Annotated in this window: 22 protein-coding genes; 10 read left to right on the plus strand and 12 right to left on the minus strand. The window is 62.4% G+C overall.

Going from position 1 to position 22,644, the window contains the following annotated elements:
• Positions 1–98 precede the first annotated feature (98 nt).
• From C0058_RS32820 to C0058_RS32900, 3 genes are read left to right on the plus strand one after another with little or no spacing between them, the layout of a single operon-like run.
• The gene (locus C0058_RS32820; RefSeq protein WP_003219684.1) at positions 99–257 is read left to right on the plus strand and encodes a hypothetical protein; all 159 of its coding nucleotides are present in this window, start codon (positions 99–101) and stop codon (positions 255–257) included.
• Between the two features lie 4 nt (positions 258–261).
• Positions 262–900: a helix-turn-helix domain-containing protein gene (locus C0058_RS20045; protein ID WP_008436005.1), complete on the plus strand. Its 639-nt coding sequence runs from the start codon at positions 262–264 to the stop codon at positions 898–900.
• Between the two features lie 60 nt (positions 901–960).
• Positions 961–1,482, plus strand: coding sequence for a hypothetical protein (locus C0058_RS32900; protein ID WP_043225000.1), 522 nt, complete (start codon positions 961–963; stop codon positions 1,480–1,482).
• Positions 1,483–1,744: 262 nt separating this feature from the next.
• Here the strand turns inward: C0058_RS32900 and C0058_RS20055 are convergent, their stop codons facing one another.
• Both C0058_RS20055 and C0058_RS20060 read right to left on the minus strand, forming a co-directional pair.
• Positions 1,745–3,073 (minus strand): LLM class flavin-dependent oxidoreductase, encoded by a 1,329-nt coding sequence (locus tag C0058_RS20055; RefSeq protein ID WP_102369414.1) that lies wholly within the window; start codon positions 3,071–3,073, stop codon positions 1,745–1,747.
• 74 nt (positions 3,074–3,147) lie between these two features.
• A complete protein-coding gene (locus tag C0058_RS20060) occupies positions 3,148–3,672 on the minus strand; it encodes a MarR family winged helix-turn-helix transcriptional regulator (RefSeq protein WP_003219677.1) in 525 nt (174 codons plus the stop codon).
• A gap of 120 nt (positions 3,673–3,792) precedes the next feature.
• Between C0058_RS20060 and C0058_RS20065 the strand changes: the two genes are divergently transcribed.
• Complete coding sequence (locus C0058_RS20065) at positions 3,793–4,593, plus strand: SDR family oxidoreductase (RefSeq protein WP_102369415.1); 801 nt, start codon at positions 3,793–3,795, stop codon at positions 4,591–4,593.
• A gap of 14 nt (positions 4,594–4,607) precedes the next feature.
• On the opposite strand, the gene C0058_RS20070 is transcribed toward C0058_RS20065, so the two are convergent.
• Together C0058_RS20070 and C0058_RS20075 are read right to left on the minus strand one after the other, a co-directional pair.
• Entirely contained in the window at positions 4,608–4,862 is a 255-nt protein-coding gene (locus C0058_RS20070) for a hypothetical protein (protein ID WP_102369416.1), read from the minus strand.
• Positions 4,863–4,948: 86 nt separating this feature from the next.
• The gene (locus tag C0058_RS20075; RefSeq protein WP_003219672.1) at positions 4,949–5,254 is read right to left on the minus strand and encodes a putative quinol monooxygenase; all 306 of its coding nucleotides are present in this window, start codon (positions 5,252–5,254) and stop codon (positions 4,949–4,951) included.
• Between the two features lie 152 nt (positions 5,255–5,406).
• Between C0058_RS20075 and C0058_RS20080 the strand changes: the two genes are divergently transcribed.
• Positions 5,407–7,122: an amidase gene (locus C0058_RS20080; protein ID WP_102369417.1), complete on the plus strand. Its 1,716-nt coding sequence runs from the start codon at positions 5,407–5,409 to the stop codon at positions 7,120–7,122.
• On the opposite strand, the gene C0058_RS20085 is transcribed toward C0058_RS20080, so the two are convergent.
• The 3 genes from C0058_RS20085 to C0058_RS20095 form a co-directional block, all read right to left on the minus strand.
• The gene (locus C0058_RS20085) at positions 7,113–7,388 is read right to left on the minus strand and encodes a hypothetical protein (protein WP_008436022.1); all 276 of its coding nucleotides are present in this window, start codon (positions 7,386–7,388) and stop codon (positions 7,113–7,115) included. The two genes, C0058_RS20080 and C0058_RS20085, sit on opposite strands and share 10 nt — an antisense overlap.
• 139 nt (positions 7,389–7,527) lie before the next feature.
• The gene (locus C0058_RS20090; protein ID WP_102369418.1) at positions 7,528–9,678 is read right to left on the minus strand and encodes a phosphocholine-specific phospholipase C; all 2,151 of its coding nucleotides are present in this window, start codon (positions 9,676–9,678) and stop codon (positions 7,528–7,530) included.
• 54 nt (positions 9,679–9,732) lie between these two features.
• Complete coding sequence (locus C0058_RS20095; protein ID WP_003219663.1) at positions 9,733–10,944, minus strand: DNA-binding transcriptional regulator; 1,212 nt, start codon at positions 10,942–10,944, stop codon at positions 9,733–9,735.
• A 153-nt stretch (positions 10,945–11,097) separates the two neighbouring features.
• Between C0058_RS20095 and xylA the strand changes: the two genes are divergently transcribed.
• The 5 genes from xylA (at position 11,098) to C0058_RS20120 (ending at position 16,509) form a co-directional block, all read left to right on the plus strand.
• Positions 11,098–12,414, plus strand: a complete 1,317-nt coding sequence (xylA, locus tag C0058_RS20100) for a xylose isomerase (RefSeq protein ID WP_102369419.1) — start codon at positions 11,098–11,100, stop codon at positions 12,412–12,414.
• 57 nt (positions 12,415–12,471) lie between these two features.
• Positions 12,472–13,473: a D-xylose ABC transporter substrate-binding protein gene (gene xylF, locus C0058_RS20105; protein ID WP_003219660.1), complete on the plus strand. Its 1,002-nt coding sequence runs from the start codon at positions 12,472–12,474 to the stop codon at positions 13,471–13,473.
• Positions 13,474–13,541: 68 nt separating this feature from the next.
• Complete coding sequence (xylG, locus tag C0058_RS20110) at positions 13,542–15,101, plus strand: D-xylose ABC transporter ATP-binding protein (RefSeq protein ID WP_102369420.1); 1,560 nt, start codon at positions 13,542–13,544, stop codon at positions 15,099–15,101.
• Entirely contained in the window at positions 15,102–16,238 is a 1,137-nt protein-coding gene (locus C0058_RS20115; RefSeq protein WP_003219656.1) for a sugar ABC transporter permease, read from the plus strand.
• A gap of 91 nt (positions 16,239–16,329) precedes the next feature.
• On the plus strand, positions 16,330–16,509 hold the full coding sequence (locus C0058_RS20120; protein ID WP_032899468.1) for a hypothetical protein: 180 nt from the start codon (positions 16,330–16,332) through the stop codon (positions 16,507–16,509).
• A 41-nt stretch (positions 16,510–16,550) separates the two neighbouring features.
• Here the strand turns inward: C0058_RS20120 and C0058_RS20125 are convergent, their stop codons facing one another.
• The 5 genes from C0058_RS20125 to C0058_RS20145 form a co-directional block, all read right to left on the minus strand.
• Entirely contained in the window at positions 16,551–18,137 is a 1,587-nt protein-coding gene (locus C0058_RS20125) for a GMC family oxidoreductase (RefSeq protein WP_102369421.1), read from the minus strand.
• A 49-nt stretch (positions 18,138–18,186) separates the two neighbouring features.
• Entirely contained in the window at positions 18,187–19,068 is an 882-nt protein-coding gene (locus C0058_RS20130; RefSeq protein WP_102369422.1) for a sugar phosphate isomerase/epimerase, read from the minus strand.
• Positions 19,052–20,092 carry a glycoside hydrolase family 3 N-terminal domain-containing protein gene (locus tag C0058_RS20135; protein ID WP_102369423.1) on the minus strand — a complete coding sequence of 347 codons (1,041 nt, stop codon included), beginning with the start codon at positions 20,090–20,092 and terminating at the stop codon, positions 19,052–19,054. The genes C0058_RS20130 and C0058_RS20135 overlap by 17 nt, the downstream gene beginning before the upstream one ends.
• Positions 20,079–21,110, minus strand: coding sequence for a glycoside hydrolase family 3 N-terminal domain-containing protein (locus tag C0058_RS20140; RefSeq protein WP_102369424.1), 1,032 nt, complete (start codon positions 21,108–21,110; stop codon positions 20,079–20,081). Before C0058_RS20140 ends, C0058_RS20135 begins: the two co-directional genes overlap by 14 nt.
• Positions 21,111–21,174: 64 nt before the next feature.
• On the minus strand, positions 21,175–22,341 hold the full coding sequence (locus C0058_RS20145; protein ID WP_102369425.1) for a Gfo/Idh/MocA family protein: 1,167 nt from the start codon (positions 22,339–22,341) through the stop codon (positions 21,175–21,177).
• Between the last annotated feature and the right edge of the window lie 303 nt (positions 22,342–22,644).

Raw genomic sequence — 22,644 nt, forward strand, 5'->3', positions numbered from 1 at the left:
TTAAGTCCAAAATAGAATTACCAAATGCAAACTCAGTATTTATGGAAATAAGCGGCACCGATTACTGTAGAGCCATTGAGTCCCCAGAGATTTACGTCATGCAAACATCCGCCACCGTCATCGATTTCACCCTCCACCGCAAACGCCGCCAGGCTCGCGCAGCGGCTGAACTGATGTGGGCGATGTATGCGGCACGGGCCGGGGTCGCGCTGTTTACCGCACACGTCACCACGTCCAGCGATACCCGCCGGGCGTGAGGCGATGAATTTCCTGCACGCGATACCCGAAGTGCCCGACCTCCCCACCAAACCCAAGGACTGCAACAGCGGCGACGATGACGCCATCGGCCAGTGCGTCGCGCAGAACCTGCAGCGCCTGCGCAGTAAACGCTACCTGTCGCTGGATGCCCTGGCGCGCAACTGCGGCGTAAGCCGGGCGATGCTCGCGCAGATCGAGTCCGGGCGCAGCGTGCCGTCGATCAAGGTGCTGTGCAAGATCGCCAAAGGCTTGAAAGTGTCGGTGGCGGCGTTCCTGGAGAACCGTGCGTTCGAAGGGGTTGAACTGCTGCCGGCGCAACAAAGCAAACGCCTGGTGAGTGCCGATGGCAGCTTCATCAGCCGGGCGCTGTTTCCCTACGATATGGCGCGCCAGTCGGAGTTCTACGAGATACGCCTGAAGGCCCTCGGCGAGGAGATTTCAGAAGGTCACGGGCCCGGCATCCAGGAAAACCTGGTGGTGGCCCAGGGCGTGCTGGAAGTCAGCGTCAACGAGGAACGCTACCTGCTGTCCACCGGTGATTCGATCCTGTTCTACGCCGACCAGCCCCACCGCTACCGCAACCCCGCAGACAGTGAGGCGGTGGCGTTCCTGGTGATCACCTACCCGGAACGCCTGGACTGAAACGCAAAAAGCCCCGGCACACGCCGGGGCTTTTTGATTTCACGCCAAACCAATCAGCAGGTGCAGCACATCATCGGCATGCCGTTGCAGCTCATCATCATCGGCATGGCGCAGTCGTTCATCATCTTCATCATCAGCATGCAGCAGTTGTTCATCATGTCCATGCTCATGCCAGGCATCGGCATCATCTTGCAGGTCATGCAGTCGGCTTCCATCTTGCATTCCATGACGCACTTCATCATCGGCATAGGCATGCCCATCGGCATCATCATCGGCATGTTCATGGTCGACATGCTGTTCATCATCGCCATGCCGTCTTCAGACATGCACATCATCGACATGTTGGCGCACTGCATCATCATCGGCATGCCGCAGTTCATCATCATCGCCATCATTTCGGCGTTGTTCTTGAACATCGCCATGTCCATGCCCGCGGCCGGCTTCATGGTGCACATCATGGCCTCGTCGGTCATCTTGCAGGTCATGGTTGCCATCATCATCGGCATGCCCATCATCGGCATCATCGGCATCGCGTTGTTCATTGGCATCTGCATGGCGTTCATCATCTTCGAAACTCCGTAATCGACAGGAAATGAGTAAGTTCTGGGGCCGATTCTAGAGAGGCCGCACAACGGCGCAAGACGCTGACCCAGCAGCAGGAATAGACGCTGCATGGGGATTTCCCGGGGCGCGGCAGCCGATAATTCCGCGATGACAGATGAATTGGCGTGATCACGCCGGCCGGCTCCGCTATCAGGGCCAAACCGGCGCGATGGATATGCGATTGGGGAATGGCCCCCAATCAGAAGGAAATAAACGATCTAACCACGGTAGAAATACCCGCTCATTCGGCGAAGAAGCGGTTCGCCGGACGCGGCAGCCCGAGGTTTTCCCGCAGGGTAGAGCCTTCGTACTCGCGCCGGAAGATCCCGCGCCCCTGCAACTCGGGCACCACCCTGGCCACAAAGTCATCGAGCCCGCCCGGCAGCCACGGGAACATGATGTTGAAGCCATCGCTGCCCTCTTCTTCCAGCCACTGCTGCATCTCATCGGCAATACTGTGGGCGGTGCCGACAAACGAGAGACCTGCATAACCGCCAAGACGCTGGGCCAATTGGCGCACCGTCAACTGTTCGCGATCAGCCAGCGCCAGTACCCGTTCGCGGGAGCTCTGGCTGGCGTTGGTTTGGGGAATCGCCGGGAGGTATTGGTCGGGATCAAACTTCGTCGCGTCGGTACCCAGCGCGATCGACAGCGAGGCAATCGCACTTTCGTAATGCACCAGGCTGTCGAGATGCGCACGAATCCGCCGCGCATCTTCCAGCGTATCGCCGACCACCACAAACGCCCCGGGCAAGATCTTCAGATGGTCGGGATGCCGCCCCACCGCCAGCATCCGGCGCTTGATATCGGCATAGAATTTACGCCCCTCCTCAAGCGTGCCGGGCGCCACGAAGATCACCTCGGCGGTTTCTGCCGCCAATTGCCGGCCGGGCTCCGAGGCGCCGGCCTGCACGATCACCGGCCAGCCCTGCACCGGGCGGGCAATGTGCAGCGGGCCGCGCACATTGAGGTAGCGGCCCTGGTGATTGAGGGTGTGCAGCTTGTCGGGGTCGAAGTACACACCGCTGTCGGCATCGCGGATGAAGGCATCATCGGCCCAACTGTCCCAGAGCCCGGTGACCACATCGTAGAACTCCCGCGCACGGGCGTAGCGCTCGTCGTGGGCATAGGCCTGCTCCAGGCCGAAATTCTGCGCCGCATCCGGGTTGGCAGTGGTGACGATATTCCAGCCGGCGCGGCCGTTGCTCAGGTGATCCAGGGACGCGAAGCGCCGGGCAATGTGGAACGGTTCGTCGTAGGTGGTCGAGGCCGTGGCTACCAGGCCGATGTACTCGGTGGCTTGGCTCAGGGCCGACAATAAGGTGAACGGTTCGAAGGAGGTGGCGGTGTGGCTGCGCTTCAACGCGTCGATAGGCATGTTGAGCAGGGCCAGGTGGTCGGCCATGAAGAACGCATCGAAACGCGCTTTCTCCAGGGTTTGGGCAAACTGCTTGAGGTGCGTGAAGTTGAAGTTGGCGTCACGGTAAGCGCCGGGATAGCGCCAGGCGCCGGTGTGGATGCTGACCGGACGCATGAACGCGCCCAGCTTCAGTTGGCGTTGAGTGGTCATGGAAAGCCCCTGATCGAGAGGGGCCCAGCATCGGATGGGCGAACGGCGTCTGTCTAATAACCAAAGGATCTGACTTATGCCTGCGCGGATCGGCTGTTGTAGTCCGCCAGAAATTCTTCGGAGGCGACATGGTCTGCCATGCCCCGCAGCTGCGCGGCCGAATCATGCCCCAACACCTCCTCTACCCGGTTATTGGCCGCCGCCCAGTACACCAGCGCCTCACTGAACAGCGCTTCGCCCTTGGGCGTGAGCACGCAGCGTTTGGTGCGCTTGTCCAGGGCATCCGGGCGCAGCTCGACAATCCCGTCGCGCACCAGCGGCTTCATCGCATGGGTCAGCGCCGACATCAGGATCGCCAGGCGTCCGGCCAGCTCCTGCAACGTCGGCCCTGCCTGCTCATCCACCGCCGCCCACCGGGCGATTTCACCCAGCAAGCCGACCTGCGTAGCCTTCAGGCCAATCGGCGCCAGCGCTTCGTCATACAGTTGGCCCAGCCGCCGGGCGGCACGGCGCAGTGCGTTGTTGGTGCATGCCACGTCACCCAGCAGGCTCAAAAGGTCGGCACGGGCATCAGGCTTGTCAGTCTTGTGTGTTGGCATTTTCAGATCCTCCATGCCGGTAGAATGATTGAGTACTAAACCATTGACAAGGACAAACGCCAAGCCTATAACTTGAGCCCTCAACAATATTGGTTGAGTACTCATCTATTGGAGCCGTTCATGTCGATCCCTGCTTCCACAAAAATTGCCCTGATCACGGGTGCTTCTTCAGGTATTGGCGCCGTGTATGCCGACCGATTGGCAGCCCGCGGCTACGACTTGATCCTGGTCGCCCGTCGTGAAGACCGCCTCGAAGCCCTGGCGGCGAAGATCACTCAAGCCTATGGGCGCCAGGTCCAGACCATCGGCGCCGACCTGGTAAACCCCGCGGACCTGGCCCGTGTTGAAAGCCTGCTCGCCGGCAACCCGGCGATCCAGGTGCTGGTGAATAACGCCGGCCTGGCCCGCCTGCATCCGCTGGCTCAATCCTCGGTCGAGGATTCCACGACCCAGATCGCCCTGAACATCACCGCCCTCACCCGCCTGACCCACGCGGCGCTGCCGGGCATGCTGGTGCGCAATGAAGGTTTGATCATCAACGTGGCATCGGTGTTGGGCGTGCACTCGCTGCCGGTCAGCTCGGTGTACAGCGGCACCAAGAGCTATGTCCTGGCATTCAGCCGTGGCTTGCAATCGGAACTGGCGGAAACCGGGGTGAAGGTGCAGATCGTGTTGCCGGCAGCCACCGCTACCGAGATCTGGGACGCGTCGGGCATTCCGCTTTCCGCCCTGGAACAGGAGTCGGTCATGACCACCGAAAACCTGGTGGACGCGGCACTGGCCGGGCTGGATCAGGGTGAGACGATCACCTGGCCGTCGGTGGCCGATGGTTCGTTGTGGGAGACCTATGATGCGGCGCGTGGTGCGTTGTTTGCGGCCACGCAAACAGGCAAGCCGGCGCCCCGGTATGGGATCGTCTGAGGCGCCAGCCGGCTTTATTGAATACCGATGGAAATGCGCCGCACAGTCTGCTCCTCACGGGGCAGGCTGATGTCGCCTTCGTAGGTACACTCGCGGCCGGTGCAGCTGTTTTCCACGGTCACCGGCGCAAGGCTTTTGACCGGAAAGCGCGGCTTGGGCTCAGCCTGCGGCGTGAGCGGTACAACGCTGAGGACAGGTGCCTCGTAGGTCAGGTCCAGGCTGGACGCATGGGCCTGGGTGGCCAGAACGGCGAGCAGTGCGCTCGCCATGACAGTCCTTGTAAACAACATCGAAATCTTTCCGGGCAGCAAAAAATGAAGGGGCAATGATAACCCCTTGAGCTGCCGGGTTGAAGTCAACGTGCCTGGACGGCAGGTTCCAGCACCAATACGTTGGAGGGGCCCGCACGGAATGTCGGGTTGTGCTTCGCGGCTTCCAGCATGTGCGGCGCTGCGTGGTGATCCTTGAGCGCCGCCTTTGAAGCCCACGTCTCGATCAACACAAAACTGTCGCTGTTGCCCTCGACCGGATGCAGGTCGTACTGGATGCAACCGGCTTCGGCCCGGACCAGCGGAGCGAGCCCGGCAAAGGCCGCCAACTGGTCCGCACCCCGGCCAGGCTGGGTATTGATGATGACGACAAGCCGCACTTCATCGGACATAAACAGCACCGTTATCGATAAGGAAATTGAGGCGCCACAGTAAGGGATGCCATTCTCTGGCGCTATGAAAAATCTATCAGTAAGCTACTTTCACTGATTGGATTGAGTCAGCACTCAAGCCCTCCCCCTTTTCTGCACCCGGCGATAACCACGTGATCGAAGTAACCGAAGTTTCCATTGCCCAGCTGCGCACTGCGCTCGAATCCGGCCAGACCACGGCGGTTGAACTGGTCGAGGCTTACCTCGCCAGGATCGACGCCTACGACGCCCCCACGACTGCCACCGCGCTCAACGCGGTGGTGGTGCGCAACCCGCAAGCGCTGGAGGAAGCCCGGGCATCCGACGCACGCCGGACCAGCGGCACAACCCTGGGCCCGTTCGACGGCATTCCCTACACGGCCAAAGACAGCTACCTGGTCAAGGGCCTCACCGCCGCTTCCGGCAGCCCGGCTTTCGCGAACCTGGTTGCCTACCGCGATGCGTTCACCATCGAGCGACTGCGGGCAACAGGCGCCATTTGCCTGGGCAAGACCAACATGCCGCCGATGGCCAACGGCGGCATGCAGCGCGGCGTATATGGCCGGGCCGAGAGCCCGTACAACGCCGACTACCTCACCGCACCGTTCGCCTCGGGCTCCTCCAACGGCGCCGGCACGGCCACTGCGGCGAGCTTCGCGGCGTTTGGCCTGGCGGAAGAAACCTGGTCCAGCGGGCGCGGCCCGGCGTCCAACAATGGCCTGTGTGCCTACACCCCGTCCCGTGGCGTGATCTCGGTGCGCGGCAACTGGCCGCTGACCCCGACCATGGACGTGGTCGTGCCTTACGCCCGGACCATGGCCGACCTGCTTGAAGTGCTCGACGTCGTGGTCGCAGAAGACCCCGACACACGCGGCGACCTGTGGCGGATGCAACCCTGGGTGCCAATCCCCGGCGTCGCCTCGGTACGCCCGCAGTCCTACGCAGACCTGGCCGCGACCGGCGATGCACTCGCTGGCAAACGCTTCGGCGTGCCGCGCATGTACATCAATGCCGACCCCGAGGCAGGCACCAGCGACGCCCCGGGAATCGGCGGCCCTACTGGCCAGCCAATCAAAACCCGGGCCTCGGTGATCGAGCTTTGGGAAGCTGCGCGCAAGGCACTTGAAGCCGCCGGCGCAGAAGTGGTCGAGGTGGATTTCCCGCTGGTCTCCAATTGCGAAGGCGATCGCCCGGGCGCACCGAAAGTGTTTACCCGAGGCCTGGTCTCCAAGGAATTCCTCCACGATGAATTGTGGGAACTGTCGGCCTGGGCGTTCGATGATTTCCTGCGGGCCAACGGCGACCCTGCGCTGAACCGCCTGGCGGATGTCGACGGCCCGAAGATCTTCCCCCACGACCCCGGCACCCTGCCCAACCGCGAAGACGACCTGGCCGCCGGCATGGACGAATACGTGCGCATGGCCGAGCGCGGCATCACGCCGTGGGACAGGATCAGCACCGTGCCCGACGGCCTGCGCGGCCTGGAACAGACACGACGCATCGACCTTGAAGACTGGATGGATAACCTGGGGCTGGATGCGGTGATTTTTCCGACAGTCGCCGACGTAGGTCCGGCGGATGCGGATGTGAATCCCGCGTCGGCGGATATCGCCTGGAGCAACGGAGTGTGGGTCGCCAACGGCAACCTCGCCATCCGCCATTTGGGCGTGCCGACAGTGACGGTGCCCATGGGCGTCATGGCCGACATCGGCATGCCGGTGGGGCTGACATTTGCCGGCCGGGCGTATGACGATTCGGCGCTGCTGCGATTGGCATCGGCCTATGAGTCGACGGGCAGCAAGCGCCTGGTGCCGCCGCGCACGCCGGCGCTGGTGGCTCGTCAGGACTGATTGATTTCGCTGCTGATCTTGCGCATCAACCGATCGGCTTCCGACCCGGGTTCAAATCGAAAGCCACGCATCTCATCGAGGAGCAGGCAATCGCTGATGGCCTCCCAAAGTTGCTCCTGGGTCGGCTTGTTGCGCAACAGTATGTATGAAAGCAGCAGGCGTTCGATGGGAACGCCTCGAATACAGGCCGTTTCAATGATTGCCAGCAGGATAAAGCGCAGTCGAACTTCCCGCTCCGTGGGCCAAACCGTTTTTCGCTTACCCAATGCCGGGCCTCAGTGTCAGGAAAAGCGTGAGGCTATGGCCCAGAGGGGTGGCGTTTCAAGCGCTGCATGGGGAGAAAGCCCTGCTCCTACACAAAACAGGGAAAAAGCCCACGAAATCACCCCGCAGATCAACAGCCTTTCACACACGCTTGCCCATCAACGGATCACTGATGCTATGCGCCCCCGTCTCGATCCGCCCCGCCACCCGCCGAACCCAACCATGCTCGTCACGTAGCTTGAAGTCATACCAGCCTCCATTGGGCTGGCAGGAGAACGTGCGTTGCACGGTACTGCCGCCCGCAATCTCCAGCAGCCACGGCCCCTGCTTGGTGTAAGGGCAACGCTCGATGGTGATTGAGGCCGCACGCTTGCCGGGGTTGACCAGGGTCAGCAGCAAGGTGTCACCGTGATACGCCAGGGATAACTCCGGCTCGCGACGCTGCAGGTGCCCCTTGAACGAACGGTGGAACCCATTCGGCCCCAACAGCCAGAGCTTGTAGGCGCCCGCCACTTGCCAGGTGTCACTGAGGTGTTTGCCGGCTTCCACCGTGTAGCGGCGCGGTACCTCGTCCAGGTGCAGGCGGTCGTAGACGTGGAAGACCACGCCCTGTTCGCCATTGTTGAAGAAGTCCAGGCTCACCGAACTGGCGCGACGGTCAACCGAGCCTTCAACGTTCAACTGGTACGGCAGCGCCCGGGATGGCCGCGCCATTCGCGCCTGGAACGGCGCCTGTTGCTGGCCCACCGTCGGCAGGGCAACCTGGGGCAGTTGCTCCTGGCGTTGACGCAGGGAGTCGGCGGCCTGGCGGCTGATGGTGTGCAGCGGCGGCAGGGTCTCGGTGTTGGGGTTGACGAAGTTGAAGGCCGAGGTGAGGTCGCCGCACACCGCCCGGCGCCAGGCGCTGATATTGGGTTCGCGCACGTGGAAACGCTTCTCCAGAAATTGCAGCACGGAGGTGTGATCAAACGCCTGGGAATTGACCCAGCCACCACGGCTCCACGGCGACAGCACCAGCATTGGCACTCGCGGCCCGGGCCCGTACACCCCGCCGTCCGGCGCGGGTTGCTGGCTAGAGCCGGGCGGTGCCGGGTGGGTAAAAATCTCGCTGTCGAACTTCACCGTGGACTTGCCGGCAAAGCTGCCATCCAGGCGTTTGGACGGGGCTGACGGCGACGGCACGTGGTCGAAGAAACCGTCGTTTTCATCGTAGTTGACCAGCAGCACCGTCTTGCTCCACACGTCCGGGTTGGCGGTCAGTGCCTTGAGGATTTCCTGGGTGAACCAGCCGCCTTGCACCGGGCTGGAAGGCCCGGGGTGTTCGGAGTAATCGGCCGGCGCCACCAGCCAGCTCACCTGTGGCAGGCGCCCGTCGTTCACGTCCTTGCGAAAGCCCTGGATGATCGATTCCAGGTCGCTGCCGCTGACCGCCGGCAGGGTGTTGCCATTGCCTTTGTACAACGGCACGCGGGCGTTCAATTGATCGCTGTAGGGCACAAAATCCTTGAAGTCTTTCGGTGGCACGGCGGGGTTGCCGGCCGCGACGCTGGCCGCACGAAACTGGCGAAACCCGGCCAAGGGGTTGTCGCCAAAGTTATCCGGCAGGTACTGGTAAACCTTCCAGCTCACACCCGCTTCTTCCAGGCGCTCGGGATAGGTTTTCCAGGTGTAGCCCACGCCCACCGCGCCGGGGCCGTCCCATTCGTTGACCACCGCCGCCACATTCGCACCGGTCGGGCCGTTGGTGCCGGTCCAGTGGAACAGCCGATTGGGATTGGTACCTGCGTGTACCGAACAGTGGTAGGCGTCGCACAGGGTAAAGGTGTTGGCCAGGGCGAACTGGAACGGCACTTCCTGCTCACGGTAGTAACCCATCGAGGTGGGTGTCTTGAACGTTGGCCAGGCGTTCATCCGGCCGCTGCTCCAGGCGGCGTGCTCGTCGACCCAGGAATGCGGCGTGCCGCTGACCCGCTGCGCGTTGCCACGGGAGCTGTCCAGGTGATAGGGCAGGATCCGCCGCCCAACGCCCTGCTGCTCCCACACCCGGTGCCCGCCCGGCAGTGGAATAGTGAAGCGGTCACTGAACCCGCGCACACCCGGCAAGGTGCCGAAGTAGTGATCGAAGGAGCGGTTTTCCTGCATCAGGATCACCACATGTTCGACGTCCATGAGGGTGCCGGTGCGGTTGTTGGCGGGGATCGCCAGGGCCTGGCGAATGGAGTCGGGCAACAGGGTGTAGGCGGATCCGATGGCAGCTGCTTGCAACAACGTTCTGCGTGTAAGAGTCGGCATAAGACGATTCAATCCCTTGAAGTTCTGGAGCGAGGCTCAGGACAAAATAGGGACTCAAGGCGACAAAGAAATGACATCGCTCGAATCGCGCTCGACCTGCCCCACCTGGTACTCCCTCGGCGTACACCCGAACTCGCGCTTGAACACCGTGTGCAGGTACTGGGCGGATTTGAACCCGCAGTCATAGGCAATATCCGCAATCGCGGCCCTGGTATTTTCCAGGCTGGAAACCGCAGCCGCGAGTTTGAAGCGCAGGATTTCATCGTGGACGCTGCGGTTCAGTTCACTGCGAAAATGCGCTTCCAGGGACGACCGCGACACGCCGACGTAGTTGGCGACCTGGGCGGTCTTGATGCCCTGGCAGGCGTACTGGCGAATGAAATGCAGCGCTTGCATCACGTAGGGATGGCCGAGGGGTTGGTGCAGGCTTGAGGTCTGCACGTTGACCGCTTCCGGCGGCACCAGGATCTGGCTGCCTGCCGAAGGCATGCCGTGCAGCATCTGGTGCAGCAGGCGCGCGGCGGTGCGGCCCATTTTTTCAGTGCCCTGGATCACCGAGCTCAGCGGCACGCGGGTCAGGGTGCGGGTCAAGGGGTCGTTGTCGATGCCGATCAGTGCCACTTGCTCCGGCACCGGGATGCCGGCGGTGAGGCAGGCCTGCAGCAACTGGCGGGCACGGGCGTCGCTGACCGCGATGATGCCGATGGGTTTGGGCAGGCTGTGCAACCAGGCAATTTGTTGCTCCACCGCCGAGTCCCACAGCGGCGCGCTGGTGCCGAGCCCGCGATACACCTCCACAGGCAAGCCATCGCGCTCCAGCAGGCGGCGGAAGGCTTTTTCGCGCTCCTGGGCCCAACGGTTGATATCGGCTTCAGGCAGGCTGAAACAGGCAAAGCGCGTCAGCCCGGCTTCGATCAGGTGTTCATAGGCCAGCTTGATCAAAGCAAAATTGTCAGTGGCCACGTACGGAGTATGCCGTGGGTAAGCCCGCTCATCCTCATAAGACCCGCCCACCGCCACCACCGGCACATGCACACCCGCCAACGCGGGGCCCATCGCCGGGTCGTCGAAGTCGGCAATGATCCCATCGCCATGCCAGCGCTCGATACCCTTGAGCCGGCAGACGAAGTCCTCTTCCAGGAACAGATCCCACGACACCCGCGTACTGCTCAGGTAGTTGCCGATCCCGGTGATGATGCCGCGATCATAGATCTTGTTGCCATTGAACAGCAGGGCAATCCGGTGCACAGGCGGGACAGTTTTCACAGGGGCGGCTCCATGCGATATGTCGCGCCACTATGCGCGCAAAACCACTCAAAATCGAACCCCGCTCTGGTGATTTTCATAATCGGTTGGCCGGGGGCCGTTGCTAGTATCGAGGCAAGGTTAACGTGCACTCATAACAACAAGGATCTGGCGATGCCCTACTTTCCCGCGGTCGAAAAAATCCTCTATGAAGGCCCCGATAGCGACTCTCCCCTGGCCTTCCGGCACTACGATGCAAACAAGCTGATCCTCGGCAAACCGATGCGCGAGCACCTGCGGATGGCCGCGTGTTACTGGCACAACTTCGTCTGGCCCGGCAGTGACATGTTCGGCTCCGGCACCTTCCAGCGGCCCTGGCAGCAACCAGGGGAAGCCCTGCAAGTGGCACGCGGCAAGGCCGAAGCGGCGTTCGAGTTTTTCTCCAAGCTGGGCATCGACTACTACAGCTTCCACGACACCGACGTGGCCCCCGAAGGCGCAAGCCTGGCGGAGTACCGCGACAACTTTGCGCGGATGGTCGACCAGCTCGAAGGCCATCAGGAACAGACCGGTATCCGGCTGCTGTGGGGCACTGCCAACTGCTTCAGCAACCCGCGCTTTGCCGCCGGCGCCGCCAGTAACCCGAACCCGGAAGTGTTTGCCTATGCGGCGGCCCAGGTATTCAGCGCGATGAATGCCACCCACCGTCTCAAGGGCTCCAGCTATGTGTTGTGGGGCGGCCGCGAAGGCTACGAGACCCTGCTCAATACCGACCTCAAGCGCGAGCGCGAGCAACTCGGGCGGTTCATGCGCATGGTGGTCGAGCACAAATACAAGATCGGCTTCACCGGCGAGCTGTTTATCGAGCCCAAGCCACAGGAGCCCACCAAGCACCAATACGACTACGACAGCGCCACCGTGTTTGGCTTCCTGCATCAGTTCGGCCTGGAGAAAGAGATCAAGGTCAACATCGAGGCCAACCATGCCACCCTCGCCGGCCACAGCTTTCACCATGAGATCGCCACCGCCGCGTCCCTGGGCATTTTCGGCAGCATCGACGCCAACCGTGGCGACCCGCAGAACGGCTGGGACACCGACCAGTTCCCCAACAGCGTCGAGGAGCTGACCCTGGTCACCTACGAGGTACTCAAGGCCGGTGGCTTCAAGGGAGGTGGCTACAACTTCGACTCCAAGGTACGCCGCCAAAGCCTCGACGAAGTGGACCTGTTCCATGGCCACGTGGCCGCAATGGACGTGCTGGCGCTGTCCCTGGAACGTGCCGCCGCCATGGTGCAGAACGACGCCCTCGAACAGTTCAAGGCCCAGCGGTATGCCGGCTGGGACCAATCCTTCGGGCGTGCCGTGCTTGGCGGCGACTTCAGCCTGGCGTCGCTGGCCGAGCATGCCTTCAGCCACCATCTGAACCCACAAGCCGTGAGTGGCCGCCAGGAGATGCTCGAAGGCGTAGTGAATCGCTTTATCTACCCATGACCGCTACGCTCCAGGTCCAGCAGTGCGTCTAAACAACAATAAAAGGGACTCACCATCATGAAACACCTGAAAACCGTCTTGCTCACCAGCGTTCTGGCACTGCTTTCCAATTCGGTCATGGCCGACGCGGCCCATCCGAAAATCGGCTTTTCCATCGACGACCTGCGCCTTGAACGCTGGGCCCGCGACCGCGATTATTTCACCGCCGCCGCCGAGCAGTTGGGCGCCAAGGTCTATGTGCAATCGGCAGACGCCAACGAACAGCGGCAGATCTCGCAGATTGAAAACCTGATCTCCCGGGGCGTCGACGTGATTGTGATCGTGCCGTTCAATGCCACGGTGCTGAACAACGTGGTGGCCGAGGCCAAGAAAGCCGGGGTGAAAGTGCTGTCCTACGACCGGCTGATTTTGAATGCCGATATCGACGCCTACATCTCCTTCGATAACGAAAAGGTCGGCGAGATGCAGGCCCAGGGCGTGTTGAACGCGCAGCCTAAAGGCAATTACTTCCTGCTGGGCGGCGCACCTACCGACAACAACGCGAAGATCCTGCGCCAGGGCCAGATGAAGGTGCTGCAGCCTTCGATCGACAAGGGCGACATCAAGATTGTCGGCCAGCAATGGGTCAAGGAATGGAACCCCACCGAAGCCCTGAGCATTGTCGAAAACGCCCTGACCGCCAACAGCAATAAGATCGACGGCATCGTCGCCTCCAACGACGCCACCGCCGGCGGCGCGATCCAGGCCCTGGCGGCACAAAAACTCGCGGGCAAGGTGCCGGTCTCGGGCCAGGATGCCGACCTCGCCGCGATCAAGCGCGTGATCGCCGGCACCCAGACCATGACCGTCTACAAGCCCCTGAAGCTGCTGGCGTCCGAGGCGGCCAAGCTCTCGGTGCAACTGGTGCGTGACGAGAAACCGGCCTACAACTCGCAGTACGACAACGGCAGCAAACAGGTGTCGAGCATCCTGCTCAAGCCGACCGCGTTGACCAAGGACAACGTCAACGTGCTGGAAGAAGACGGGTTCTACACCAAAGCGCAAATCGCCGGGCAGTAAGCGTACGGCTCACTGCAGGGGCGGTTTGAGGCCGCTCCTGCCTTTTCGCTGTGGAATGAGTGCCCGCCATGTCCGACTACCTGCTGGAAATGAACAACATCGTCAAGACCTTCGGCGGCGTCAAAGCCCTGAATGGCATCGACATCAAGGTAAAACCCGGGGAATGCGTAGGGTTGTGCGGCGAGAACGGCGCCGGCAAATCGACCCTGATGAAAGTGCTGTCGGCGGTGTATCCCCACGGCACCTGGGACGGCGAAATCCTTTGGGACGGCCAGCCGTTGCGCGCCCACTCCATCGCCGAAACCGAAGCCTGCGGCATCGTGATCATCCATCAGGAACTGACCCTGGTACCCGACCTCTCGGTGGCCGAAAACATCTTCATGGGCCACGAGCTGACACTGCCCGGCGGGCGCATGAACTACCCCGCCATGATGCACCGTGCCGAAGCCCTGATGCGCGAGCTGAAAGTGCCGGACATGAACGTCGCCCTGCCCGTTTCGCAATACGGCGGCGGCTACCAGCAACTGGTGGAAATCGCCAAGGCCCTGAACAAGCAGGCGCGCCTGCTGATCCTCGACGAACCCTCCTCGGCGCTGACCCGCTCGGAAATCGAGGTGCTGCTGGACATCATCCGTGGGCTCAAGGCCAAGGGCGTCGCCTGCGTGTACATCTCCCACAAGCTCGATGAGGTCTCGGCCATCTGCGACACCATCGCGGTGATCCGCGACGGCAAACACATCGCGACCACGGCCATGGCCGAGATGGACGTGTCGCGCATCATCACGCAGATGGTCGGCCGTGAGATGAGCAACCTCTACCCCACCGAACCCCATGCGGTCGGCGAGGTGCTGTTCGAGGCGCGCAACATCACCTGCCACGACGTCGATAATCCGAGCCGCAAGCGGGTGGACAATGTCTCGTTCAGCCTGCGCCGTGGCGAAATCCTCGGCATCGCCGGGCTGGTGGGCGCCGGCCGCACGGAACTGGTGTCGGCGCTGTTCGGCAGCTACCCCGGGCGCTACCAAGGCGAGGTATGGCTGGATGGCAAACCGATTGATACACGCACGCCGCTGAAGTCGATTCGCGCCGGGCTGTGCATGGTCCCGGAAGACCGCAAGCGCCAGGGCATCGTCCCGGACCTGGGCGTTGGGCAAAACATCACCCTGGCGGTGCTGGACCGTTTCTCGCACCTGACGCGCATCGATGCCGAGGCGGAACTGGGCAGCATCGAGCAGGAAATCAAGCGCATGCACCTGAAGACGGCAAACCCGTTCCTGCCGATCACCAGCCTCTCCGGCGGCAACCAGCAGAAGGCCGTACTGGCCAAGATGCTCCTGACCAAACCCCGGGTGCTGATCCTCGACGAACCGACCCGTGGCGTGGACGTGGGCGCCAAATATGAGATCTACAAATTGATGGGCGCGCTGGCGGCCGAAGGCGTGTCGATCATCATGGTGTCCTCGGAGCTGGCCGAGGTGCTGGGGGTCTCCGACCGGGTGCTGGTGATCGGCGAGGGCCAGTTGCGCGGCGACTTCATCAACCAGGGCCTGACCCAGGAACAGGTGCTCGCCGCCGCCCTCAGCCAACCGAACGGGCATGACAATAATAATGATCGGAAGTCCGCGTAAATGAACCAGGTCAAACAGCTCTTCACCCGCTACAAAATGCTCGCCCTGTTGATCGCCGTGGTGCTGATCTGGGTGTTTTTCAGCTGGCAGACCGAAGGCGGTTTCCTGACCCCGCGCAACCTGTCGAACCTGCTGCGGCAGATGTCCATTACCGGCATCCTGGCCTGCGGCATGGTGCTGGTGATCATCAGCGGCGAGATCGACCTGTCGGTGGGCTCGATGCTCGGTTTGCTCGGCGGCGTCGCGGCGATCCTGGATGTGGTTTATCACATTCCCCTGCCGCTGAACCTGGCCATCGTCGCCCTCTGTGGCTTGCTGATTGGCCTGGGCAACGGCTACATGACCGCGTACCTGCGCATCCCCTCCTTCATCGTCGGCCTGGGCGGCATGCTCGCGTTTCGCGGGGTGCTGCTGGGCATTACCGGCGGCACCACGATTGCACCGGTTTCGCCACAACTGGTGTACATCGGCCAGGGTTACCTGCCGACGGTGGTCGGGGTGATTCTCGGCGTGCTGCTGTTCGGGCTGGCGATATTCCTGACCTGGCGCCAACGCCACAACCGCGCCCTGCACGGCTTGGCGCTGCCGTCGATGCTGCGCGACAGCGTGCGCGTGGTGTTGATCGGTTTCGTGCTGGCCGGCTTCGTCTACACCCTCAACAGCTACGACGGCATTCCCGTGCCGGTGCTGCTGCTTCTGGTGCTGCTGGGGGTGTTCAGCTACGTCACCAGCCAGACCGTCTTTGGCCGGCGCATCTACTCGGTGGGCAGCAACATGGAAGCCACACGCCTGTCGGGAATCAACGTGCAGGCGGTCAAACTGTGGATCTTCGGGATCATGGGCGTGATGTGCGCCCTCGCCGGGCTGGTCAACACCGCGCGCCTGGCGGCCGGTTCACCCTCGGCGGGCAACATGGGCGAACTGGATGCTATCGCGGCGTGCTTTATCGGCGGTACATCGATGCGCGGCGGTTCGGGCACGGTGTACGGCGCCCTGCTCGGCGCACTGGTGATCAGCAGCCTGGACAACGGCATGTCGATGCTCGACGTGGACAGCTACTGGCAGATGATCGTCAAGGGCAGCATCCTGGTGCTGGCGGTGTGGGTGGATGTGAGTACACGGACGGGGCGTCGCTGAGGTTGGGGCAATGGCATGGAGCTTGCTCTTGACCAGCAGGCGGCCGATATCGGCCTCGACTTGAGCAGAAACGACCCACGAGGCACATGCCATGCACAGTTTGTTCTTTGCAACCGCTCAGATGATCAACGGCCGCGTACAGTCCGTTGATTCCATGGACAAACATCCGGACCCTAGGGCAATGCCCCTTGAACTGCAGGCAAAGCTTGGCATCGCCCTTGGGCTGCTGGCCCTCGGCAGCTGTTTCGCGCTGTGGTTGATCGGCGCCTGAGCCTGCCCCAAAAAGAGGCTGGTGTTACCGCCCGGGCAACTCTATCGGGCGGTCCGGATCATGTCGGCAGCTTTTTCGCCGATCATGATGCACACCGAGTTGGGGTTGCCTGAAATCAGGGTCGGCATGATCGACGCATCGGCCACCCGCAGCCCTTCGATGCCATGCACCTTGAGGTCCGGCCCCACCACTGCCCGCTCATCCACACCCATGCGACAGGTGCCGGATGGATGCAGTGCGGCGTGGGCTTCCTGATGGCAAAACCGCTTCATCGCTTCGCGCGAGCGCACGGTGGGTTCCGGTACATGCCGACGAGCCACGTAGGGTTTGAAGGCCGCCTGGGCCATGATCTGTTCGCCCACCAGGCAACCGTCCACCAGGCTTTCAATGTCGTACGGATCGGAAAAGTAGTTGGGCACGATGCGCGGCGGGGACATCGGGTCGGCGGAGTAAAGCTCCACATAGCCCCTGGACCTTGGCCGTATCTGCCCCAGGTTCAACGTGCAGCCATTGCCGCCGGGCACCGAATCCACACCCTCTTCGATGCCCGCGCCCACCACCATGAAATACTGGATATCCGGGTGCACCGCCGTCTTGTCGCCCCACCAGAACGCCCCGCCTTCAATCAGGTTGGACGCCGCCGGGCCTTGCCGGAACAACGCGTACTGCAACCCCGCCATAAGCTTCCACCAGGGTTTTTTGTACTTGTCGTAGCTGTGGGGGCCGGTCAGCTCATACACCAGTGAAATTTCGATATGGTCCTGCAGGTTCTGCCCCACACCGGGCAAATCCTGAACCACTTTGATCCAGTGTTTTTCCAGCTGCTCAGCGGGCCCGATCCCCGACAACATCAGCAACCGGGGTGAGTTGATGGCGCCGCAGGACAGGATGATTTCCTTGTCGGCGTGCATCACCTGGCGCACGCCCTTCTCCAGGTATTCGATGCCGACGGCCTTGTTGCCCTGCATCAGGATACGCAGCACCCGGCAGCCGGTCTTCACCGTCAGGTTCTTGCGCGACTTGGCCGGCGCCAGGTAGGCCACGGCGGCACTGCTGCGAAAGCCGTTTTTGGCGGTGATCTGGTACAGCCCGCAGCCCTCGGGCTGGCCCGAGTTGAAATCTTCGTTATAGGGCAATCCAAACTGCTGGCAGGCCCGCAGCCAGACTTTGGTCAAGGGGTGGATATTGATCGGGTCCGACACCCCCAACGGCCCGCCGACACCGTGCACCTCGTTGCAGAACCGCTCGTTGTCCTCGGCCTTTTTGAAGTACGGCAACACGTCTTTATACGACCACCCGGCGGCGCCCTGTTCGGCCCAACCGTCGTAGTCGGCGGGTACGCCACGGATATAAATCATCGCATTCACCGAGCTGCCGCCCCCGAGCACGCTGGCCTGGACCATGGTCGGCGTTTCGCTGCGGTGCTGGTCCTCGGTCGGCTCCCACGCATAACGCTTGAGCAGCGGGCCCTGGGCGGTCTTGTAGTAGGCGCCGGGAATATGGATGTAAGGGCTGCGATCCCGCGGGCCTTCCTCGAACAGCACCACCGACGCTCCCGCATCCTCACTCAGGCGCGATGCGACTGTGCAGCCCGTGGAGCCGCCCCCGATTACGATGAAATCCACCATGACAACCTCAGATCTTTTTAGTATTCAGCCAGTGTCGAAACGCGCGTTATCAACCGACCAGGCCGGTTAACAGCGTCTTCAATTGTTGGGCGACGGCGTAGCTGTTCTGCTGCTGCTGTTTTTTGCAGAACAACTCACAACTCCACCACCCGGCGTAACCGGTGGCCTTTACCGCGGCGGTCCACTCGACCAGATCGAGCACGCCGCTGCCGGTGGGCACATCGCGCAGCACTTCCTCATTCGGGATACCGCCTTCGAAGGCCAGTGAGTCGCAGATATGCACGCCGTAGATCACGTCCTTGTCGAGCCGGGCGACGTCCGCAGGGGTCACGCCGCTGGTAAAGCAATGCCAATAGTCGATCACCATCTTCACGTTGCTGCGCCCGGTGCGTTCGATCAGCTGCAGTTGGTGATCCAGGGTGTTGAGTGGCGTCCAGGACAAGGCTTCGAGGTAGAGCAGCAGACCGTATTGCCTGGCCACATCGGCCAACTCCGCCAGGTTGCTTGCCGTGCGGGCGTATTGTTCGGCCTGATCCAGGCCCAGCAAGCCTGAGTAATGCAGGCTCTTGCCGGTCGCCTGAAAATCAATCACCGCCTGTACATTGATCGGACCGGTGAGGACTTGAACGCCTTTGGCGCCCACCAGATTGGCCAGCTCAAATAGCCGCCGGGCTTCTTTGAACAGGTCGTCACGCTCGTCACCCTGACGTTCGATATCCCGCAGGTAGCCGATGCCGGTGACAGGCACGTCGTTGAGCAGTGCTTGAAGCTCTGACTCGGTATAGCCGGCCTGCAGATACGCCTCCAGCTTGCCGCTGTTGATCTCCAGCGCGTCAAAACCCAGCGTCCGGGCGATGTCGATATCCATCGCCAGGGTCGAGTGTTTCGCAACGGTGGAATGCAGGGCGAGGACGTTATTTTGGGTTGCCATATGGCGCTCCTACGGTTGAACAGCGATCAGCCAAGGCACCAACGGCCAACGCCGCGGCGTCCAGCCGCGCTTGGGGCAAGAGGCCCTCGGCGACGGCGGCGACAATCGCCCGAACGATCTGCGGCACGTGGGGCATAGCCTTTGCGGAAATCAGTAATAAGTCGGCCCCGGCATTCAGCGCGGCCACTGCGACCTCGCCGAGGGACATCTGGCCGATGGTTGAGCGGTGATCGAGGTCGATGGTCATCACCAGCCCCTTGAAGCCCAACTCCTGGCGCAACACGCCGATCAATTCAGGCGACACCGAGGCTGCCGTGGGCGGTGTGCATGCGGCGAATATCGCCGGGCCCATCATCACCGCATCGGCGCCAGCGTCGATCCCGGCCTGAAACCCGGGCCAGAAGGCCCGCAGTTGCTGCATGGACTCGCTGACCACCGCCGTTTCAGTCGACGGCTGCTGAAACAGCACCGGGTGCCCGGGGAAGTGCTTCAGGGTGCTGGCCATCCCGGCCCGCCGCACGCCGCGCACATACGCACCGACCATCGCCGCCGTCTGGTGAACATCGCCCGACAGCGTGCGCCCCGCCAGCCACACATTACGGCCGCCGACCACATCCGCCGTCGGCGACAGCAGCAGGTTGACCCCGGTCGCCCGCGCGGCGGTGGCGACCTTGAAGCACGCCTGCTCCAGCGCCGCACAATCCATCGCCCGGGCCACATCGGGCTCCGGCAGCGCCGGGGTCACCCCTTGCAAGCGGTGCACGGCGGAGATGTCGGCATCGGCTGCCAGCAGCAGCGGCCCACCCAGTTCGGTGGCCGTGCCGGTAAAACGCTGCCAGATGTCCAGGGTTTCGGCTTGCAGGCGCCTGGCGCTCATTTTTCCGCTGACGTATTCCTCTCCCGTCTCGCCAAACAACAGGCTGCGCCCGCCATTGCCGAGGAACCGACGCACGTCATCCGTCATCTGCACGTCCAGCAATACCGGGAACAGTACGCCGTAGGCCTTGCGGTCATTCGCGCTCATGGCTGGTTTCCTGGGTGGCGATTGCCAGTTGACGGACCTTGGCAGCGGCGTCCAACAGAACCTGGCGGTCCAGGGTGCCTTCGTGGACGGCGGCGACAATCGCCTCGGCGATGCTGTCCAGGCCTGACTCGCTGGACACCAGCAACAGGTGCGCACCGGCCACCAGGGAGGCTACGGCGGTATCGGGGATGGTGTTGCCGCGCAGGATCGACACGGCGTCCAGGTCATCGGAAATGATCAGGCCTTCGAAGCCCAGGGTGTCACGCAGTACGCCGATGACCTTCGACGAGGTGGACGCCGACTGCTGCGCATCAATCGCAGGAAATACCGCCGGGCCAGGCATGACGGCTTTTACGCCGGTGGCGATGACCTGCTTGAATACTTCAAGATTGTCATGCAGCAATTCCAGCGGCCCCGGCACGGTGGCTTCGGCAATGGCCGGATCGTGCTCGGTGACGTAGTGCCCGGGAAAGTGCTTGGCAGTGGCGATCACACCCGCGCGCTGCACCCCGCGGATAAACGCGCAGGACACTCGGCTGACTTCCACTGGATCCGCGCCCAGGTGCCGGTTGTGCAGCCATGGATTGACGCCGGTGACCACGTCCACGATGGGCGCCAGGAACAGATTCACACCCAGCCCGCGGGCCGCGGCGGCCATCTCGAAGCAACGTTGCTCGAGGTCCTCGGCGCCGAGGTCCTGGAGCTGCGCCCGGGTAGCGACCGCCGGGACCAGTTGGTGCAGGCGTTCGATTCCGCCGAGTTCCTGGTCTACCGCGATCAGCACCGCAGAGCCCGCCAGCGCCGTGGCTTCCTTGACGATACTGATGAAATCGGCTTTGGACTCGCCCGCCTTGCGCGCCGGGCTCATGCCTCGGCCCACGTATTCATCCCGGGTTTCCCCAAGCAACAGGGACACACCACCACGGCTCAGGTAACGGCGCACATTGTCGTCCAGGTGCAAATCCCCGAATGCGGGAAGCAGTACCGAATACGCGGCGCGATGCAGTTCGCTTGACATTGTTTTTCCTCAACAGCGTTTGGGTGAGTCGTTGGATGCGCAGCGGTGCCACGCATGAAATCAATTACCGCGGGAAAGGCACCCAGGCCCGCTGCTGGTGGGATTCGAGGCTGGCCTGGGACAACAACACCCCGCGCACGCCTTCGTGAATATCCGGCAACGGGACGCTGGTCGCTGTGCGCCATTGCGCCCCGGCATCCAGGGCCTCGGCGAAGTCGGCGTACAGCACGGCCAGCGCTTCCAGATAACCTTCGGTATTGCCCGCCGGCAAGCTGGTGAACGTCAGCGTCTGCGGCCTGTTGTCGGACTGGCCTCGCCGATAGATGCGGTCTGCACCGTCAGTGGGCGTGAACAACAGGGTTTCCGGTGACTCCTGGCACCATTCGACCGAAGCCAGGCTGCCGACGACCTTGAAGCGCAAGCCGTTGCGATGCCCGGGCGCGGCGAAACTGGCCCACAACAATCCATCCACGCCGCCGTCGAATTCCAGTTGCACCACGCAGGTATCGTCCAGGCCCCAACCCGGCACCACGCTGGTCAACTTGGCGTTGAGCTGGGTGCAGCGCTGCCCGGACAGAAACTCCAACAGGTTGAAGGCATGGGTGCCGACGTCTCCCAGCGCGCCGGTGGGGCCGGCCTTTTGCGGGTCACCGCGCCACGCCAGGCTATTGCTCAAGCCGGACACGCCGGGGGCCAGCCACTCCAGCAGGTATTCGACGTACAGGAAGCGCAGCTCACCCAGCTCGCCGGCCTGGATTCGACTGCGGGCGTCCCTGACCATCGGGTAGCCCTGATAGGTGTAGGTCAGCGCAAAAAATGTCCCGTGGCGCTCGGCAAGGTTCGCCAGCTCCCGGGCTTCGTCAGGGTGGTTGACCAGGGGCTTGTCGCAGATCACCGGGATGCCCGCCTCCAGGAACAACCGGCACGGTTCGAAGTGCAAGTGGTTGGGCGTCACGATAACCACCGCCTCGATCGGGTCGGGGCGGCGAGACTCGGCGGCCGCCATGTCCTCGAACGACAAGTAGATACGTTCGGGTTCAATAGTGAGCGCTGCGCCCGCCTCGCGGCATTTATCCGCGTCGGCAGAGAAAGCGCCGGCAACGATATCGAAGCGATTACACAGGCGCATCGCTGCGCGGTGGTAACTGGCGAAGTAAGCGCCCTGCCCGCCGCCGACCATGCCGACCTTGAGTCGCCTCTTTCCGGGAATGTCGCCGGTCAACCTTGCCATCGCCCAATCCTCCGCAAAAAGCATTGGCCCGAGTATCAGGGGTGACCGGTGTTTCCACCATTTCGCACCCTTGGCGATACCTGACGCGGACTGAAGCACTCCTGCGCAGCACGGGGTGTTACCCGTCGCTATCGAATGTGTTACTGGGCGGACCGCCACCGTCACGATTGACCCGTGAAAACCACAACGCACTGGCGCCGAACCTTCAGTAAAAGCGCTTACAATCTGACGCATTCAGTTATGCTCAAACTTCATGTTTGAACTTAAACAAACGGCATGAAAGATGCTTTGGTAATGATCGGA

It is taken from the genome of Pseudomonas sp. NC02 (assembly GCF_002874965.1).
In the GTDB taxonomy this organism is placed as follows: Bacteria; Pseudomonadota; Gammaproteobacteria; order Pseudomonadales; family Pseudomonadaceae; genus Aquipseudomonas.

Coding starts and splice junctions, on each gene's coding strand:
- C0058_RS32820 (WP_003219684.1), top strand. CDS start 99: ATGCAAACATCCGCCACCGTCATCGATTTCACCCTCCACCGCAAACGC.
- C0058_RS20045 (WP_008436005.1), top strand. CDS start 262: ATGAATTTCCTGCACGCGATACCCGAAGTGCCCGACCTCCCCACCAAA.
- C0058_RS20055 (WP_102369414.1), bottom strand. CDS start 3,073: ATGACCACTCAACGCCAACTGAAGCTGGGCGCGTTCATGCGTCCGGTC.
- C0058_RS20060 (WP_003219677.1), bottom strand. CDS start 3,672: ATGCCAACACACAAGACTGACAAGCCTGATGCCCGTGCCGACCTTTTG.
- C0058_RS20065 (WP_102369415.1), top strand. CDS start 3,793: ATGTCGATCCCTGCTTCCACAAAAATTGCCCTGATCACGGGTGCTTCT.
- C0058_RS20070 (WP_102369416.1), bottom strand. CDS start 4,862: ATGGCGAGCGCACTGCTCGCCGTTCTGGCCACCCAGGCCCATGCGTCC.
- C0058_RS20075 (WP_003219672.1), bottom strand. CDS start 5,254: ATGTCCGATGAAGTGCGGCTTGTCGTCATCATCAATACCCAGCCTGGC.
- C0058_RS20090 (WP_102369418.1), bottom strand. CDS start 9,678: ATGCCGACTCTTACACGCAGAACGTTGTTGCAAGCAGCTGCCATCGGA.
- xylA (WP_102369419.1), top strand. CDS start 11,098: ATGCCCTACTTTCCCGCGGTCGAAAAAATCCTCTATGAAGGCCCCGAT.
- xylF (WP_003219660.1), top strand. CDS start 12,472: ATGAAACACCTGAAAACCGTCTTGCTCACCAGCGTTCTGGCACTGCTT.
- xylG (WP_102369420.1), top strand. CDS start 13,542: ATGTCCGACTACCTGCTGGAAATGAACAACATCGTCAAGACCTTCGGC.
- C0058_RS20115 (WP_003219656.1), top strand. CDS start 15,102: ATGAACCAGGTCAAACAGCTCTTCACCCGCTACAAAATGCTCGCCCTG.
- C0058_RS20120 (WP_032899468.1), top strand. CDS start 16,330: ATGCACAGTTTGTTCTTTGCAACCGCTCAGATGATCAACGGCCGCGTA.
- C0058_RS20125 (WP_102369421.1), bottom strand. CDS start 18,137: ATGGTGGATTTCATCGTAATCGGGGGCGGCTCCACGGGCTGCACAGTC.
- C0058_RS20130 (WP_102369422.1), bottom strand. CDS start 19,068: ATGGCAACCCAAAATAACGTCCTCGCCCTGCATTCCACCGTTGCGAAA.
- C0058_RS20135 (WP_102369423.1), bottom strand. CDS start 20,092: ATGAGCGCGAATGACCGCAAGGCCTACGGCGTACTGTTCCCGGTATTG.
- C0058_RS20140 (WP_102369424.1), bottom strand. CDS start 21,110: ATGTCAAGCGAACTGCATCGCGCCGCGTATTCGGTACTGCTTCCCGCA.
- C0058_RS20145 (WP_102369425.1), bottom strand. CDS start 22,341: ATGGCAAGGTTGACCGGCGACATTCCCGGAAAGAGGCGACTCAAGGTC.